The organism is Microbacterium sp. (genome assembly GCF_044340635.1).
GTDB lineage: Bacteria > Actinomycetota > Actinomycetes > Actinomycetales > Microbacteriaceae > Microbacterium.
Window position 1 is genome coordinate 119420 of record NZ_JBIITF010000002.1, and the last position, 16691, is coordinate 136110.

A 16691-nucleotide genomic window follows, 5' to 3' on the forward strand; every position below is an offset into this window, starting at 1 on the left:
GCCAGCCCAGTCAGTGACCGGTCAGGACGGGTCGTCTTCCGTTCGCTCGGCCCTGATCGCCGACCTCAGCCCCCACAGCTGGACGGTGATCGCGGTCAACTCGGCGAGGATCTCACCGAGAAATGCTCCCGGGGCGCCGGCCACGACAGCGAGAAGGCAGATTGCGGGTAGACCCACCACCGCGGCGACAGCGGTGGAGAGCGTCAGCCACGGGACGCGCCGATAGGCCACCAGCGCGAGCCCACCGGTTGCCCGCGAAACGCATACGAGGAAGACGACGACACCGCCGAGGGCTGCCACATGCCACGGTACGGAGACGGTTCCGGTGAACAGCAGCGGCGTCACCACCGGGGTCGCGACAGTGAACACCGCGCCCGCGACGATACCGAGTCCGCCGCATAGCAGGATCGACCGCGTAGCCCGCTCGCGCCGCTCGTCGCGACTGCGGGCCGAACCGAGCCAGTTCTGCAAGACGTTGGGGACGGCCTGGAGCAGGGTGAGGCCCATCCTCATCAATCGTTCCGCGGCCGCGAACATCGCGAGAGCTGCGGGTGCGAAAGCGCCGACCAGCGCGATCGGAAGCGCCATGTACAGCGCGGCGATGGAGCGGACACCCACGGCCGCAAACTGCTCCCTGATGACCCCGAAGTCCTGCCTCAGGGTGAACCGAGCGGCGAACTCCCGGTCGCGCCGGGCGAGGAGCAGGCTCGCGGCGGGGCTGAAGATTGCGGCGAGCAGGTAGCTGGCGGGAATGACTACGAGCGGCGCGCCGGCGACGACCGCAACGGAAGCGACGATGATCAGGAGGGTTCGCGGCAGTGCCTCGGACGCCAGAATGCGCAGCGGATGTCCCGTGCCGACGAAATACCAGCTCCCGGACAGGCCGACGGCAACGCAGGCGAGAGCCATGAGGCCCGCCGTGGCGACATGCTCGGACCGCGCGTTACCGGCGAGGAGCATCGCGACGACCGTCGCGACCGGCGCGACGACGACGAGTGCGATCAGGCGGGTACGCACAGAAGAGACGAGCGTGACCCAGCGCCGTCCAGGCGCTTCGGCGGCTACGCGCTGCGGGCCCATGAGCGACCAGCCCAGCTCGACGATCACTCCGCCCGCCGAACCGATCGACAGGCCCAGCGCATACGCTTCCCACCCGGGTGCGCCGGCAGTTGCTGTGATCGCCGGGATGGCGATCAGGGGCGTGGCCGCGCTCAGCCCGGGAATGACCAGGAAGGCGAGCAACTGCAGGAATCGGTTCACGGGGTTACGTCAGTCGCGAAGAACCACTTATGCACGCTGCTCACCGACAAAATCGTACGCCAGGTCGAGGTACCCACGGCCACCATGTCGCTGTCACCGACTGATACACTGGCAGAGCACCTCGTTTACGGGGTGACTTCGCGTGCCCAGAGCGCTGCGATCCGAGGATCGCGCGTGGCATACCCTCCCCACGGTCCCGCCTCACGGCGGGTGGGAGTGTGCCGGGCACCAGGCCCGTCGCCCAACCGGAGCGACGAATCACAACCGCAAGAGGCACCCGCGTGGTGCCAAGACAGGAGTCGGCCATGGCCGTCGTTACAATTCGCCAGCTGCTCGATTCGGGCGTGCACTTCGGACACCAGACGCGTCGGTGGAACCCGAAGGTGAAGCGCTTCATCCTCACCGAGCGCAGCGGCATCCACATCATCGATCTGCAGCAGTCGCTGTCGTACATCGACAAGGCGTACGACTTCGTCAAGGAGACGGTCGCCCGTGGCGGCACCGTGCTGTTCGTCGGCACGAAGAAGCAGGCTCAGAGCGTCGTCGCCGAGCAGGCGACCCGCGTCGGCCAGCCCTACGTCAACCAGCGTTGGCTCGGCGGTCTGCTCACGAACTTCCAGACGATCTCCAAGCGTCTCGCTCGTATGAAGGAGCTCGAAGAGCTCGACTACGAGGTTCCCGCGAACAGTGGCTTCACCAAGAAGGAACTGCTGATCAAGAAGCGCGAGCTCGACAAGCTGCACAAGTCGCTCGGCGGAATCCGCAACCTGACCAAGACGCCCTCGGCCATCTGGGTCATCGACGCCAAGCGCGAGCACCTCGCGATCAACGAGGCCAAGAAACTCGGCATCCCCGTCATCGGCATCCTGGACACGAACGCCGACCCGGACGAGTTCCAGTACCCGATCCCCGGTAACGACGACGCGATCCGCTCGGTGGGCCTGCTCACCCGCATCATCGCCGACGCCGCCGCCGAGGGTCTGATCCAGCGCCACCAGCCCTCGGGTGAAGCCGAAGCGGCCGAGCCCCTCGCCGACTGGGAGCGCGAGCTCCTCGAGCAGGCTGCTCCCGAGCAGTCCTCGGCCACCACCGAGAAGGTTGCCGAAGAGGCTCCCGCCGAGGCCGTCGCCAGCGAACTCGTCGCCGACGAGCAGGCCATCGAGGGCGCTTCCGCCACCGAGTCCGCCGCTGACGCCGAAGGCGCCGCCTCTCACGACCAGACGATCGCCGAGGCCGCGGGTCTCGACGCCGCGGACGTGAAGGCCGCCGAAGACGCAGCCGCGCCGGCCTCCGCCGAATAAGCGCGTCGGCTCGCCGGGCGGGATCCCGTCCGGCGAGCCTTCACCCCGACATCCACGACACACCAGAGACACCGCAAGGGGTTCACACACCATGGCAAACTTCACGATCGCCGACATCAAGGCGTTGCGCGAGCAGCTCGGCACCGGCATGGTCGACACGAAGAAGGCGCTCGAAGAGGCCGACGGAGACGTCGAGAAGGCCGTCGAGATCCTGCGCCTCAAGGGAGCGAAGGGCAACGCCAAGCGTGCCGATCGCTCCACCAGCGAGGGACTCGTCGTCGCCCGCGAGGTCGGTGGCAAGGTCACGCTCCTCGAGCTGGCCTGCGAAACCGACTTCGTTGCCAAGAACGAGCGCTTCATCGCCCTCGCCGACAAGGTCGCGGATGCCGCGGCCGCCGTTTCGGCCGACTCGGTCGAGGCCGCTCTCGCCGCGCCCGCGGGCAACGGAACCGTCGACCAGCTCATCTCGGACGAGGCTGCGATCATCGGAGAGAAGGTCGAACTGCGCCGCGTGCGCACGCTGACCGGCGATCACTTCGAGATCTACCTCCACAAGACCAGCAAGGACCTGCCGCCGCAGATCGGTGTCGTCGTCGCCTACTCGGGTGACGACGCCGAGACCGCGCGCAGCATCGCCCAGCACGTCTCGTTCGCGAACCCGTCCTACCTCGCAAAGGCGGACGTTCCCGAGGCAGACGTCGAGCGCGAACGCGACATCGTCACGAAGATCTCGCTCGAAGAGGGCAAGCCGGAGGCCGCGCTGCCCAAGATCGTCGAGGGCCGTGTGAACGCCTTCTTCAAGCAGGTCGCCCTGCTCGAGCAGGACTACGCGAAGGACAACAAGCTGTCCGTCGCGAAGGTTGCTCAGGATGCGGGCATCACCGTGACCGACTTCGCTCGGTTCAAGGTCGGCGCCTGACGCTGTGATGAAGGGGCCTGGTGCGATTGCACCGGGCCCCTTTTTTCTGCGCGCGTCACACGCGGCGCGCGGTGAGACGACCTCTGCCGTTAGGTTGGAGGCAGACGGAAGGATGCTGAGTGATCGACGAGGATACCGGGCGCCGACGCGTCCTGCTCAAACTCTCGGGTGAGGCGTTCGGCGGAGGGGCTCTCGGGGTCAACCCCGATGTCGTCAGCCAGATCGCACGCGAAATCGCCGAGGCGGTGGATCGCGTCGAGATCGCGATCGTCGTCGGCGGCGGCAACTTCTTCCGGGGCGCCGAACTGAGCCAGCGCGGGATGGACCGGGGCCGCGCGGACTACATGGGCATGCTCGGCACCGTGATGAACGCGCTCGCGCTGCAGGACTTCCTCGAGCAGGCGGGTGCCGCCACGCGCGTGCAGTCCGCGATCTCGATGATGCAGGTCGCCGAGCCGTACATCCCCCGCCGCGCGGAACGCCACATGGAGAAGGGGCGTGTCGTGATCTTCGGAGCGGGCGCCGGTCTGCCGTACTTCTCGACCGACACGGTCGCGGCGCAGCGCGCGCTCGAAATCGGTGCGAGCGAAGTGCTTGTCGCCAAGAACGGCGTCGACGGGGTGTACACCGCCGACCCCCGAACCGATCCGTCTGCCGTCCGGCTCGACAGCGTGACATACAACGACGCCCTGCAGCGCGGCCTGAAGGTCGTCGATTCGACCGCGTTCAGCCTGTGCATGGACAACCACATGGACATGCGCGTGTTCGGAATGGAACCCGCCGGAAACGTCACGCGAGCGCTTCTCGGTGACGAGATCGGCACGCTGGTCACGGTCTGACCGCGACCCCGCGGCTAGACTGGGTGAACGTTTTAACCCCTGAAGGAGTCACCGTGATCGCGGACGTCTTGGCGGATGCCGCCACCCGTATGGACCGTGCCGTGGAGTCCGCGAAGGACGACTTCGCGACCGTACGGACGGGTCGTGCGAACCCCCAGCTGTTCCAGAAGATCCTCGTGGACTACTACGGCACCCCGACCCCGCTTGCGCAGCTCGCGTCGCTCAACAACATCGAGGCGCGCACGATCGTCGTCACGCCGTACGACAAGTCCGCGTTGAAGGCGATCGAAGAGGCCATTCGCAACACCCCCAACCTCGGCGCTAACCCGACGAACGACGGAAACCTCGTTCGCGTGACCATGCCCGAGCTGACGGAAGAGCGTCGCAAGGAATTCGTGAAGATCGTCCGTACGAAGGGCGAGGACGCGAAGGTGCACGTTCGCGGCATCCGTCGCAAGGCGAAGGATGACCTGGACTCACTCAAGAGCGACGTCGGCGAGGACGAGATCTCGCGCGGAGAGAAGGAGCTGGACGCGCTGACAAAGGCGCACGTCGATCTGATCGACGAGGCACTCAAGCGCAAAGAGGCAGAGCTGCTCGAGGTCTGAGCCGCATCCCGACCATGAGCGACGCACCCGACGAACCAGAGCTTCGAGAAGCGCCGTCCCCGACGACGCGCGCGGGGCGCGGAGGCGGCGATTCCGCTGCAGCGTTCCAGGAGCACGTTCGTCAGGCGCGCAGCGACCTCGAACAGCAGGTTGCCCACGCGCGCGACCAGTTCGGTGAGGCGAACGAGCGGATCAAACAGAGGACGGGGCGCGACCTGATCGTCGCGATCATCATCGGCCTTGCGATCGGCGTCGTCGTGATCGCATCGCTGATCTTCTTCAAATGGGTCTTCGCGATCTTCGCGCTGGCCGTTGCGCTCTTCGGGACATTCGAACTGTGTCGTGCGCTGCAGGTGTCCGGTCGCAAAGTGGACATCGTTCCGCAGGTCGCCTTCGTGTTCGTCTTGGTCCCGGCGGGATTCTTCCTCGAACTGTGGGCCCTGTGGGTCCTGGTTTTCGTGGACATCGCCGTGGTGATCGTCTGGCGCGTGCTCGGTCAGATGATGGCGCAGGACGGCCGTCGCTACGGTGACGTGCTCTCGGACGTCTTGATCGGCGCTCTCGTCCAGCTGTACGTGCCGTTCCTCGGCAGTCTCGCCATGGTGCTGTTGCGACAGGACGGCGGGCAGTGGTGGGTGCTGTCGTTCATCATCATCGCCGTGGCATCCGACACCGGCGCGTACGCGACCGGCTTGGCTTTCGGGCGCACGCCGATGGCGCCCCGGATCAGCCCCAAAAAGACCTGGGAAGGCTTTGCCGGCGCGGTCGCGGCTGCCCTCATCGCCGGTGTGCTCCTGGCGTGGCTCATGATCGGGCTGCCCTGGTGGGCGGGCCTCATCCTCGGGGCGGTCATCGTCGTGACAGCGACGGCGGGTGACCTCGGCGAGTCGATGCTCAAGCGTGATCTCGGCATCAAAGACATGAGCTCGTGGCTTCCGGGTCACGGGGGTGTGCTCGACCGGCTCGACTCGATCCTCCCGTCGGCTGCCGCGGCACTCGCGCTCTTCTATCTGCTTTCGCCCCTGGGAGTGGCATGACCGACCCGACCCCAGCACTTTTCCCCGAGGCACCGCGCCGTGTACTCGGCTACGACAAGACAGCGGTCGACGCCTTCCTCGAGCGCGCGCGTCAGGAGTTCGAGGGTGAGCCGGCCGCGGACGGTACTCCTTACCTCGACGCCGCCGCCGTGCGCACCGCGGCGTTTCCTCTCGTGAAGGGCGGGTACGCGATCGATCCGGTGGATGCCGCGCTCGCCCGTATCGAGGACGCTTTCGCGGCCCGCGACCGGGAAGCGGCGGTCGCCTCCACGGGGACGAAGGTCTGGGTGGAACGCGCCCGCGATGACGCACAGGTTCTGCTCGATCATCTTTCCCGGCCCCGTCGGCGACGTTTCGCCCGCGCCGGGTGGCTGCGATTCGGGTACCGCACGGACGAGGTCGACCTGGTCGCCGATCGGCTGGTCGAGTACTTCGAGACGGGGCGTCCCATCACGGTGGACCAGGTGCGTGCGGTCGCGTTCCGGATGCAGCGGCGCGGGTACCGCGAAGAGCAGGTCGACGCGGTGCTCGACGCGGTCATCGACGTGATGCTCGCGGTGCGCTGACGATTCACTCGGATCCGCGCCGCGTGCGGCCATAACGTGGCACCTCGCCGGGGTCGCGGCTAAGCTCAAAGCACTGTGAGCCAGGGCAACGAGATCATCCCGACGCCGACTTCCACGTCTGTGGGTCGCGTGTCGTCGACGAGTTCGTCACACCTCGCACGCCGCGTGCCCGCGCCCCAGCCCGTCCGCTGGTCTCGGCGTCGCGGAGTCCTCGGGGTGTTCGCGACGGTCGCTGCGGTCGGCTTCCTCGGTGCGTACATCGTCGTTCCGACCGGGGCGGCTCTGGCCGAGGCATCCGCGGAGGACACGAGCGTGACGACCCTGTACGCGGCAGCCCAGAGCGACGCCCAGTCGCTCGTGGTCGACATCGCGGGCGAATCGAGCGCTCCCGAGCTGTCGCGCGGCAGCTACCAGGTCTATGTGAAGCCCAAACCGAAGCCCGTCGTGCCCGCCGCGGCGGCGAGCACGAAGGCTGCGAGCGGGTGGGCGCCGCCGAGCGTCGTCCCCGACCCGGGATCCGCACAGGCGATCGCATTCGACATGGTTGCGGCCCGCGGGTGGGGCACCGGCGAGTTCGACTGCCTCGTCGCTCTGTGGAAGAAGGAATCGGGCTGGCGCGTGAACGCGCACAACAAATCCAGCGGCGCCTACGGCATCCCGCAGGCTCTTCCCGGCACGAAGATGGCGTCCGCGGGTGCGGACTGGGAATCGAACCCCGCGACGCAGATCGCCTGGGGACTCGGGTACATCGGCGGCCGCTACGGCGCACCGTGCGGCGCGTGGGGTCATTCCCAGGCCCGCGGGTGGTACTGACCGCGATGCCGCGGTCAAACCGACGCAGACCCGACCCGCCCGGTGACGGGCTCGAGCGCCTCATGGCGGGCTGGAAGAAGTCCGAGTCTCGGCGTGGCGTCGAGTACACGGTTCAGCCCGTCTCGGCACACCGCGCCGTGAAGTCGTACACCTGTCCCGGTTGCGGGCGACCCGTCGCCGCGCACACCGCGCACCTCGTCGTGTGGCGTGCGGACGGCGTCCTCGGCGAGGCCGCCGATCTCGCGGCTCGGCGACACTGGCACACGCACTGTTGGAGGATCGCTTGACAGAGATACGTGGACCACTTCAGCTGCCCGCTCGTCGCGAGGATATCGAGCTGCGCACGTTGGACGGACTGACGTTGGTGGGGGAGTTGGCCTTGCCACTGTCGACCGAACCGGTGGCGACGCTCGTGACGCTGCATCCGCTCCCTACGGCGGGCGGATTCATGGACTCGCACATCCTGCGCAAGGCAGCGGGCCGTCTGCCGGCGCTGGCCGATCTGGCTGTGCTGCGTTTCAACACCCGAGGCACGACATCGCCGCGGGGGACGAGCGAGGGATCATTCGATGGCGGGCACGACGAGGCTTTCGACGTCGCCGCGGCGATGGACTTCGTGCGCGAGCGGGGCTTGCCGAATCCCTGGCTGGTGGGCTGGTCGTTCGGTACCGAGCTCGCCCTGAAATACGGTCGCGACCATGACATCGCGGGCGTTATTCTCCTCTCGCCGCCCCTGCACCGCACGAGCGATGACGAAATCGCCGCGTGGGCGGGGGATGACCGCCCCCTCGTCGCCGTGATCCCCGAACTCGACGACTACCTCCGACCGGATGCCGCGACGGAGCGCTTCGCGTCGATCCCGCACCTCGTCGTGGTTCCCGTCGAGGGCGGTCGGCACCTGTGGGTCGGCGAGACCCAGACCCGGCGTGTGCTGACCGAGATCGTGGCTGCGGTGAACCCGGGGGCGCTCCCGCTTGCCACGGAGTGGGACGGCCCGCTCTAGCCCGTGGCGCGGCGCGCTACAGCTCGTTCATCTTCGGGATGACGACCTGCCGGTAGATGATCAGGATGCTGGCGGCCACCGGGATCGCGACGAGCGCCCCGAGCAGTCCCAGCAGCGAGCCACCGGCGAGGGCCGCGATCACGACGACCGCGCCCGGTACGGAGACGGCGCGGCTCATGATGCGCGGTGCAAGAACGTAGGCCTCGATCTGCATGTAGATCAGGTAGTAGATCGCCGCCGCCAGGGCCGTACCGGGCGAACCGACGCCGGGCAGCAGGCAGGTCAGAACGATGATCGCTGATCCCGTCAAGGTGCCCACGAGGGGAATGATCGAAAACAGGAGGGCGACCACCGCCAGAACGGCTGTGAACGGCGCTCCGATGATCGACAGGAAGATGAAGCTCAACACGCCGTTCGTCAGACCGAGACTGAGCTGGCCCATGACGAAGTACCCCACAGAGTCGGTGATCTGCTCAGCGAGATCGATGAACCGGGCCCGTCTGCTGGCGGGCACAAGCTGATAGACCGCTGCTTTCAGGTTGGGGGTGGACGCGGTGAAGTAGATCGTGAGGATCATGACGATGAATCCACCGGCGATTCCTGCGACGACGGCCGCACCGAACGCGATCACACTCTCGCCGATCGCCGCGAAGTCGAGCGAATTGACCCAGTCGGTCACGTATTGCAGCACACGGTCGACGTCGAGGTAGGGGAAGACTCCGCCGAGCCAGGTCCGGAAGTCCGCGAGGAAAGGTTCTACTCCTTCGTCGAGCGCATCGGAGATCAACACGACGAGTTGGCTGATCTGGTCGACGATGATCGGGACGATCATCAAGACGATCCCGGTGAAAGCAGCCAAGATCCCAGCGACCGTGATCAGCACCGCGAGCCAGCGCTTCATGCGCCGGCGCTCGAGGAACGAGATCGCCGGTTCGAGTCCGAGTGAGAGGAAGAGCGCCGTGCCGACGTACAACAGGATCGTCGAGAGAGTCTGAATACTCGAGATCAGGACGATCCCGAGCCCCACGCCGAGCGTCGCGATGAATGCGACGCGGAACGGGTTGTGAATCTTCACGTGCACCTCCGGCTGCGACGCGCCCGACGCGCGTCACGTCAGACTACGTGCGCGGCGTCCAGATCCCGTGCTCTACGCGCGTGCGGCTGACATTCAGGCGTACTTCGGTAGTCTGGGATGTCCGCTTCCGCGCCGAAACTCTCCCGGGCGCGTCGATGGAGGAGTTTTCGTTTGCGTTTTGTCTGGGCTGTCGCGGCATTCGTGCTCGCCGCCGTACTGATCGGTGCGGGTATCGCGCAACGAACGGTCTTCGTCGGCGCCGAGACCACAGAGACCGAGATCAGCACGGAGGATGCGCTTCCGTACACGCTGATCGAGGGTGCTGTACTGACAAGCACGCCCGGTTCGCAGACGATGATCGCGACGGCCGATTCCGGCCCCGTTTACGCCGCTTACGGGCGTACGGCGGACGTCACCGCCTGGCTCTCCGATGTCTCCTACACGCGTGTGACGCTCGACGACGCGGGCGAGATCGTGACGGAACTCGTCGAACCCGAGCTCGTCGAACCCGAACCGACCGCGCCCGAAACAGACGAGCCCGCGACGGGCGCGGAGGGTGACACCGCCGACGACGGTGCGAGCACGGATGCGTCGACCGAAACGCCGCCGGACGCCACGACGGGGCGCAACCCCGCCGGTTCGGACCTCTGGCTCGATGAGTTCACCGACGAGGGAACACTCACGGCACAGCTGCAACTGCCCGACACGATGAGCGTGCTGCTCGCTTCCGACGGCACGGCGCCGGCGCCGGAGACGATAGAACTCAGCTGGCCCCTGGACAACTCGACGCCGTGGGCGGGACCGCTGATCGTGGCCGGGGGCATCCTGATGGTGCTCGGCGTGCTGCTGTATCTGCTCGGCATCCGTCATGCGCGTCGCTCGCGGGGCCCGCGGCGCAAGGGCATCCCGCAGCCCGCTACCCAGCCGCTCGACACGATCCCCGCCGGCGACGCCGAGGCGAAGGGTGTGATCAGTTCGGGAACTCCGTCCCGCCGAGCCTTGCGCGGCGGCACCCGCGGTTTCATCGTGATCCCGAGCCTCGCGCTCGCGGGTCTGCTCTTCACCGGCTGTACCGCCGCATCGTGGCCGCAGCTCGCCCCCTCGGCCACTCCGTCTCCCACCGCGAGCGTCCTCGACGCGGACCAACAGGACGCACCAGCCGTGACCGAGACCCAGGCGAAGCGCATCCTCGCGAAGGTCGCCCAGACCGTCTCCGAGGCTGACGTGGCGGCCGACGGTGATCTCGCGGCCACCCGCCTTGCCGGCGCGGTGCTCGACGAGCGCAAGGCGAACTATCTCATCCGCAGCAAAGTGGCGGATCACCCCGCGCTCGCGGCCATCCCCACCGAGCCGCTGCAGATCTTGCTGCCGCAGGCCAACGACGACTGGCCACGAACGATCATGACGGTTGTCGGCGAAGAGGGCGAGACGACCGTGGCGCCCACCGTCGCCGTGCTGACGCAGAACGACCCCTGGTCCGAATACAAGCTGACCTACTTGGCGAGCCTCGCGGCATCCGCCGAGTTCCCTGGCGGCGTCGCTCCCTCCACGATCGGCGCGGCGCTCGTCCCGCCCGACTCCCCGTTCCTGCTGCTCGAGCCGCAGGAGTTGGCCGCGGCCTACGCGGACGTCATCGACAACGGCGACAACAGCTCCTTCTCATCGCTGTTCGAGGAGGAGGGTGATCAGTTCCGTGTCAAGGTCGCAGAGGATCGACGGACACGCCTCGAGCAGTTCAATCAGACGGGTGCCGAGACGGGCAGCCTCACGTTCTCGTCGGCTGCCGGCGCCTACCCGGCGATCGGACTGGCCACACTCGAGTCCGGCGCCATCGTCGCCATCAGTCTCACCGAGACCGATACCGTTAAGCCGACGAACAGCGACGCCGTCATCAAACTCGACGGCAACCCGACGGCCGAGGCCCTCGCGGGAACGGCCAGTTCGGCCTCGGGCTTCCAGATCAATTTCTCCGACCAGCTTTTCTTTTACGTACCGAACCAGGCGGACGGTGGACAGATCCGACTGCTCGGTTACGCCTCGAACATTCTCAGCGCAGGAGTCATCCAATGAGCCAGAACGCCAATCCGGGCGCCGTCCTCCGCGGTGCCGTCGACCTGTCGTCGCTACGTAACCGTCCGCAGCCGACTGCGCCCGGTGCTGCTCCCGCATCCGCTGGCGCGTCGGCGCCGACCGGCACCGCGGGCCTTGTCCGGGATGCGACGGATGAGACATTCGGCGAGATCCTGGAACTCTCCCGCACCGTACCGGTGGTCATCGACCTCTGGGCCGAGTGGTGCGGACCGTGCAAGCAGCTGAGCCCGATCCTCGAGTCCGTCATCACCGAGCTTGCCGGCCGTCTGGTCCTGGTCAAGGTCGACGTGGATGCGAACCCCCAGCTTGCGCAGGCCTTCCGGGCCCAGTCCATCCCCATGGTCGTGGCGCTCGTCGCCGGTCAGCCCGTGCCGCTGTTCACGGGCGCGGTTCCCGAGCAGCAGGTCCGCGAGGTCTTCGCCCAGCTCCTGCAGCTTGCGGCCCAGAACGGAGTCACGGGAACGCTGGCCGTAGACGATGCGGATGCCATCGACCCGGACGATGAAACGGTAGAGCCGACGCTCCCGCCGCTGCATGCCGCAGCCTTCGCGGCCATCGAAGAGGGCGACTACGACGCGGCGATCGCGGCATACGAGCAGGCACTCGTGGAGAACCCGAGGGACGAGGATGCGCGGGCAGGACTCGGGCAGGTTCGCCTGCTCAGCCGCGTCACGGGCCTGGAGCTCGAAGCGGCACGCGCCGCCGCGGCTGCTGCGCCCACTGATGTCGCAGCGCAGTTCGCCGTCGCCGACCTCGACATCGCCGGGGGACACGTCGACGACGCCTTCGGCCGCCTGCTCGACCTGTTCGGTGCACTTCCCGAGGATGAGCGTGCGCCCGTCCGTGAGCGCCTGCTCGAGCTCTTCGGGCTCATCGGCGACCCTGACCCGCGCGTCATCCGTGCGCGTGGACGGCTGGCGTCGCTCCTCTTCTGACAAGCCTGCATCCGCGAGGGTGCCCATTCCATCCGCGAGGGTGCCCGTTGGTGTTCAGGACGGGCACCCTCGGGATCCGGAACGGGCACTCTCGCGCTGAGGCGGGTCAGCGGGTGTGGTGCAGCCAGACGACGCCGAGAGGCGGGAGGGTGACCGTGGCGCGCGCGGCGCCATCGGCGGTTGCCGAGGCATTCACCGCCCCGAAGTTACCCACCCCGGATCCGCCGTACTCGACGGCGTCAGAGTTCAGGATCTCTGTCCACACGCCGGCCTCGGGCAGCTCGATGTCGTAATCGTGCACCGGGACGCCCGAGAAGTTGCAGAGCACGGCGACCGTGTTGCCGTGCCAGTCCGTGCGCGAGAACGCCACGACGCTCGGGTTGTGATGAGACCCGAATAGTCGCCGGAAGGCCGCACCGTCGTGGTCGCGGGCCCAGAGGGGCGCGTGCTTCCGATACGTCTCGTTGAGCACCGACACGTATGCCTGAAGCTGTGCGTGCAACGGCTGGTCGAGGATCCACCAGTCGAGCGAGCGTCCCTCGGACCATTCCGAGATCTGCCCGAACTCCTGCCCCATGAACAGAAGCTGCTTGCCCGGATGCCCCCACTGGAAGCCGAGGAAGGCTCGAGCATTGGCGAGCTTCTGCCAGTGGTCACCAGGCATCCGTGACACCAGCGTGCCCTTGCCATGGACAACCTCGTCGTGGCTGATCGGCAGCACGAAGTTCTCACTGAACGCGTAGACGAAGGTGAAGGTGATCTCGCCCTCGTGGTGCTCGCGGTACATGGGATCGCGCCCGAAGTACTGGAGCGTGTCGTTCATCCAGCCCATGTTCCACTTGAGCCCGAACCCGAGGCCGCCCTGATCGGTCGGGGCCGTCACCCCCGGATAGCTCGTGGACTCCTCGGCGATCATCGCGATCCCCGGATAGCGCTTGTACGCCGTCGCGTTGACCTCTTGCAAGAAGCCGATGGCCTCGAGGTTCTCGCGACCACCGTGGATGTTCGGCGTCCACTCGCCCTCGTTGCGCGAATAATCGAGGTAGAGCATCGATGCGACGGCGTCGACGCGCAGCCCATCGACGTGGAACTCCTCGAACCAGTACAGGGCGTTCGCGACCAGGAAGTTGCGGACCTCGCGACGCCCGTAGTCGAAGATGTAGGTGCCCCAGTCCTTGTGCTCGCCACGGTGCGGATCCGGATGCTCGTACAGCGGCCGTCCGTCGAAGCGTGCGAGGGCGAACTCGTCCTTCGGGAAGTGACCCGGTACCCAGTCCATGATGACGCCGATGCCGGCCTGGTGCAGTCGGTCGATCAGGTATCGCAGGTCATCGGGCGTGCCGAACCGGCTGGTCGGCGCGTAGTACCCGGTGACCTGATACCCCCAGGATCCGCCGAACGGGTGCTCGGCGAGCGGCAGGAACTCGACATGGGTGAAGCCGAGGGAGGTGACATGCCCGATGATCTCGTCGACCGCGGTGCGGTAGGTGAGGCCCGGACGCCATGATCCGAGGTGGAGCTCGTAGACCGACATGGGCTGGTCGACGGGCGTCGTGCGGGCGCGTCGCTCCATCCATACGTCGTCCTGCCAGAGATGTCGAGCCTTCGTCACGACGGACGCGGTCGCGGGTGGCACCTCGGCCCAGCGCGCCATCGGGTCGGCCTTGACGATCCAGCGTCCGTCGCTCGTGAGGAGCTCGTATTTGTAGGCCGAGCCTTCGCCGACCCCGGGCGCAAAGAGCTCCCATACTCCTGAGCCCCCCATGGAGCGCATCGGATGACTCTGGCCGTCCCAGCCGTTGAAATCGCCGACGACACGTACCGCCTGTGCGTTCGGAGCCCAGACGGCGAAGGAGGTGCCCGACGCGCCCTGGTGGTCACGCAGGTGAGATCCGAGCACACGCCAGAGCTCTTCGTGCCGGCCCTCGGCGATCAGGTGCAGGTCGAGGTCGCCGACGGTCGGGGTGAAGCGATAGGGGTCGTCGGCGGTCCACGTCGGCGCAGACGCGTAGGTCGCCTCGATGAGATAGGGAACCGGGGCTCCCTGATGGGTACCTTCCCAGATCCCACTGCGGACGTGCTCGAGCGCTGTTCGTTCACTACCGTTCGTGATGGCGGTCACGGTCTCGGCGAGGGGACGACGAACGCGAATCGTGGTGATCGCGCGGCCCGAGGCATCCTGACCCGCGTGATGACCGAGCACGCTGTGGGGCGAGTAGTGGGATCCCGTGGCAACAAGATCCAGATCGTTCTGAGATACGACAGTCATCGCGGGCTCCTCACCTTCAGAATGTGTACCGGCTCGGCGAAGGCATCGAGGCGGACATAGTTGCGGTCGGTCCAGGTCCAGACGGCACCGGTGACAAGGTCTTCGACCTCGAAGGGCGCCCCGGGTTCGACGCCCCAGAGGGTCGTGTCGAGATAGACCGTCGTCTCGCGGGCGGAATGGGGATCCACGTTCGCGACGACGATGATGGTGTCTGCCTGCCCGGTCGGCGAGAGGGCAGCGTCGAGGTGCTTCGAGTAGACCAGGATCGCCTCGTCGTCGCTCCAATGGGTGCGGAGGTTGCGCAGCTGCTGCAGCGCAGGATGCTCGTTGCGCACGCGGTTGAGCATCCGCAGATACGGCGCGAGAGAGTCACCGGATGCCTCGGCACCGGCCCAGTCGCGCGTCTTGTACTCGTACTTCTCGTTGTCGAGGTTCTCTTCCGACCCCGGTCGGGCCACGCTCTCGTAGAGCTCGTACCCGGCGTAGACGCCGTATGTGGGCGCAGCCGTCGCGGCGATCGCGGCACGGGTCTTGTAGCCGGCCCTGCCGCCGTACTGCAGGTATTCGGTCAGGATGTCGGGGGTGTTGACGAACAGGTTCGGACGCAAGAAGTCGGCCGTCTCGGTCGCCAGCCCGGTCAGGAACTCCTCGAGCTCTTCCTTGGTGTTGCGCCAGGTGAAGTACGTGTAGCTCTGCTGGAATCCCGCCATCGCAAGACCCTGCATGATCGCCGGGCGCGCGAACGCCTCGGCGAGGAACACAACCCCGGGATGCTCGGCGTTCACGGTGCGGATCAGCCACTCCCAGAACTTCAACGGCTTGGTGTGGGGATTGTCGACGCGGAAGATCTCGACGCCTTGAGCGATCCAGTGCCGGATGACCCGCAGGGCCTCCGAGCGGATGCCCTCGTAGTCGTTGTCGAAGTTGATCGGGTAGATGTCCTGATACTTCTTCGGAGGATTCTCGGCATACGCGATCGAGCCATCAGGAAGGGTCGTGAACCATTCGGGATGCTCAGTGACCCAGGGGTGATCCGGCGACGCCTGCAGGGCGAAATCGATCGCGACCTCGATGCCCTCGGTTCGCGCAGCCTTCACGAATGCGCGGAAGTCGGACAGCGTCCCCAGGTCGGGGTGGACGGTGTCGTGCCCGCCTGCGGCGCCGCCGATCGCCCAGGGCGACCCGGGGTCGCCGGGCTCGGTGACGAGCGAATTGTTCCGTCCCTTCCGGTGCGTCTCGCCGATCGGGTGGATCGGGGGCAGGTACAGCACGTCGAAGCCCATCGCCGCGACCTCCGGCAGCCGCTTCATCGCCGTGCGGAAGGTGCCGCTCTTGACGCGTCCGTCCTTCAGCCGTTTGGCGCCTTCCGAGCGCGGGAAGAACTCGTACCAGGCGCCGACGCCCGCTCGGCGACGTTCGACGAGCAGTTCTCGTGTCGCACCGACGGTGACGAGCGAGGCGACCGGGCGGGCCGCGAAGGACGCGGCGATCGCGGCGTCCTGAACGATCAAGAGCGCGTCTTCGTCCGACACCTCGGGGTCGAGCAGACGAGCAGCGGATGCCTGGAGCAGACGTCGCTCCGCAGCCGGTCGGGTGCGCTCGCGCCCCGCACCCTCGAACAGGTCGGCCCCGATCCGGCGCATCACGGGCGCATCGACGCCCGCGGCGATCTTCAGGCTCGCGGCATGCCGCCAGGTGGCGTACTCATCCGCGAAAGCCTCGTACTGGAATGTCCAGACACCTTCTTCGAGGAGGGCGACGAGGACCTGCCATCGATCGAATCCGTCCTCGAGAGCGGTGAGTCGGTGCAGCGATTCGTCGCCGCTCGGGGAGAAGAGGCGCAGGTGCACGCCGATCCGGTCGTGTCCTTCGCGGAATGCCGTCACGATGAACGGGACGACCTCTGTTGCGTAGGCCTTCGGCCGGTACTGATCGCCCGGCACGGACGGCCTCGGCTGGAACATCGGGATGCGCC

Annotated in this window: 15 protein-coding genes; 11 read left to right on the plus strand and 4 right to left on the minus strand. The window is 67.0% G+C overall.

Going from position 1 to position 16691, the window contains the following annotated elements; all coding sequences use genetic code 11:
- Positions 1-21 precede the first annotated feature (21 nt).
- Complete coding sequence (locus tag ACIQ0W_RS02335; protein WP_396641260.1) at positions 22-1260, minus strand: hypothetical protein; 1239 nt, start codon at positions 1258-1260, stop codon at positions 22-24.
- Between the two features lie 305 nt (positions 1261-1565).
- Here ACIQ0W_RS02335 and rpsB point away from each other — a divergent pair, with 305 nt between their 5' ends.
- The 9 genes from rpsB (at position 1566) to ACIQ0W_RS02380 (ending at position 8346) form a co-directional block, all read left to right on the plus strand.
- Positions 1566-2561 (plus strand): 30S ribosomal protein S2, encoded by a 996-nt coding sequence (rpsB, locus tag ACIQ0W_RS02340; protein ID WP_396641261.1) that lies wholly within the window; start codon positions 1566-1568, stop codon positions 2559-2561.
- A gap of 91 nt (positions 2562-2652) precedes the next feature.
- Positions 2653-3480 carry a translation elongation factor Ts gene (tsf, locus tag ACIQ0W_RS02345; protein ID WP_396641262.1) on the plus strand — a complete coding sequence of 276 codons (828 nt, stop codon included), beginning with the start codon at positions 2653-2655 and terminating at the stop codon, positions 3478-3480.
- 119 nt (positions 3481-3599) lie between these two features.
- The gene (pyrH, locus tag ACIQ0W_RS02350) at positions 3600-4319 is read left to right on the plus strand and encodes a UMP kinase (RefSeq protein WP_396641263.1); all 720 of its coding nucleotides are present in this window, start codon (positions 3600-3602) and stop codon (positions 4317-4319) included.
- A 53-nt stretch (positions 4320-4372) separates the two neighbouring features.
- The gene (gene frr, locus ACIQ0W_RS02355; protein ID WP_396641264.1) at positions 4373-4927 is read left to right on the plus strand and encodes a ribosome recycling factor; all 555 of its coding nucleotides are present in this window, start codon (positions 4373-4375) and stop codon (positions 4925-4927) included.
- 14 nt (positions 4928-4941) lie between these two features.
- Positions 4942-5964 (plus strand): phosphatidate cytidylyltransferase, encoded by a 1023-nt coding sequence (locus tag ACIQ0W_RS02360; protein WP_396641265.1) that lies wholly within the window; start codon positions 4942-4944, stop codon positions 5962-5964.
- The gene (locus ACIQ0W_RS02365) at positions 5961-6530 is read left to right on the plus strand and encodes a DivIVA domain-containing protein (protein WP_396641266.1); all 570 of its coding nucleotides are present in this window, start codon (positions 5961-5963) and stop codon (positions 6528-6530) included. The genes ACIQ0W_RS02360 and ACIQ0W_RS02365 overlap by 4 nt, the downstream gene beginning before the upstream one ends.
- A 75-nt stretch (positions 6531-6605) precedes the next feature.
- Positions 6606-7343, plus strand: coding sequence for a lytic transglycosylase domain-containing protein (locus ACIQ0W_RS02370; protein ID WP_396641267.1), 738 nt, complete (start codon positions 6606-6608; stop codon positions 7341-7343).
- A 5-nt stretch (positions 7344-7348) separates the two neighbouring features.
- On the plus strand, positions 7349-7630 hold the full coding sequence (locus tag ACIQ0W_RS02375) for a hypothetical protein (protein WP_396641268.1): 282 nt from the start codon (positions 7349-7351) through the stop codon (positions 7628-7630).
- Positions 7627-8346, plus strand: a complete 720-nt coding sequence (locus tag ACIQ0W_RS02380; RefSeq protein ID WP_396641269.1) for an alpha/beta hydrolase — start codon at positions 7627-7629, stop codon at positions 8344-8346. Before ACIQ0W_RS02375 ends, ACIQ0W_RS02380 begins: the two co-directional genes overlap by 4 nt.
- A 16-nt stretch (positions 8347-8362) precedes the next feature.
- On the opposite strand, the gene ACIQ0W_RS02385 is transcribed toward ACIQ0W_RS02380, so the two are convergent.
- Entirely contained in the window at positions 8363-9421 is a 1059-nt protein-coding gene (locus ACIQ0W_RS02385; RefSeq protein WP_396641270.1) for an AI-2E family transporter, read from the minus strand.
- Between the two features lie 171 nt (positions 9422-9592).
- Here ACIQ0W_RS02385 and ACIQ0W_RS02390 point away from each other — a divergent pair, with 171 nt between their 5' ends.
- Together ACIQ0W_RS02390 and ACIQ0W_RS02395 are read left to right on the plus strand one after the other, a co-directional pair.
- Positions 9593-11491: a glycosyl transferase gene (locus ACIQ0W_RS02390; protein ID WP_396641271.1), complete on the plus strand. Its 1899-nt coding sequence runs from the start codon at positions 9593-9595 to the stop codon at positions 11489-11491.
- Positions 11488-12447 (plus strand): tetratricopeptide repeat protein, encoded by a 960-nt coding sequence (locus ACIQ0W_RS02395; protein WP_396641272.1) that lies wholly within the window; start codon positions 11488-11490, stop codon positions 12445-12447. The genes ACIQ0W_RS02390 and ACIQ0W_RS02395 overlap by 4 nt, the downstream gene beginning before the upstream one ends.
- A 106-nt stretch (positions 12448-12553) precedes the next feature.
- Here the strand turns inward: ACIQ0W_RS02395 and glgB are convergent, their stop codons facing one another.
- Both glgB and ACIQ0W_RS02405 read right to left on the minus strand, forming a co-directional pair.
- Positions 12554-14716 (minus strand): 1,4-alpha-glucan branching protein GlgB, encoded by a 2163-nt coding sequence (gene glgB / locus ACIQ0W_RS02400; RefSeq protein WP_396641273.1) that lies wholly within the window; start codon positions 14714-14716, stop codon positions 12554-12556.
- Complete coding sequence (locus ACIQ0W_RS02405) at positions 14713-16680, minus strand: maltotransferase domain-containing protein (protein WP_396641431.1); 1968 nt, start codon at positions 16678-16680, stop codon at positions 14713-14715. The genes glgB and ACIQ0W_RS02405 overlap by 4 nt, the downstream gene beginning before the upstream one ends.
- Positions 16681-16691 lie beyond the last annotated feature (11 nt).

Coding starts and splice junctions, on each gene's coding strand:
- rpsB (WP_396641261.1), top strand. CDS start 1,566: ATGGCCGTCGTTACAATTCGCCAGCTGCTCGATTCGGGCGTGCACTTC.
- tsf (WP_396641262.1), top strand. CDS start 2,653: ATGGCAAACTTCACGATCGCCGACATCAAGGCGTTGCGCGAGCAGCTC.
- ACIQ0W_RS02360 (WP_396641265.1), top strand. CDS start 4,942: ATGAGCGACGCACCCGACGAACCAGAGCTTCGAGAAGCGCCGTCCCCG.
- ACIQ0W_RS02365 (WP_396641266.1), top strand. CDS start 5,961: ATGACCGACCCGACCCCAGCACTTTTCCCCGAGGCACCGCGCCGTGTA.
- ACIQ0W_RS02375 (WP_396641268.1), top strand. CDS start 7,349: ATGCCGCGGTCAAACCGACGCAGACCCGACCCGCCCGGTGACGGGCTC.
- ACIQ0W_RS02395 (WP_396641272.1), top strand. CDS start 11,488: ATGAGCCAGAACGCCAATCCGGGCGCCGTCCTCCGCGGTGCCGTCGAC.
- glgB (WP_396641273.1), bottom strand. CDS start 14,716: ATGACTGTCGTATCTCAGAACGATCTGGATCTTGTTGCCACGGGATCC.
- ACIQ0W_RS02405 (WP_396641431.1), bottom strand. CDS start 16,680: ATGTTCCAGCCGAGGCCGTCCGTGCCGGGCGATCAGTACCGGCCGAAG.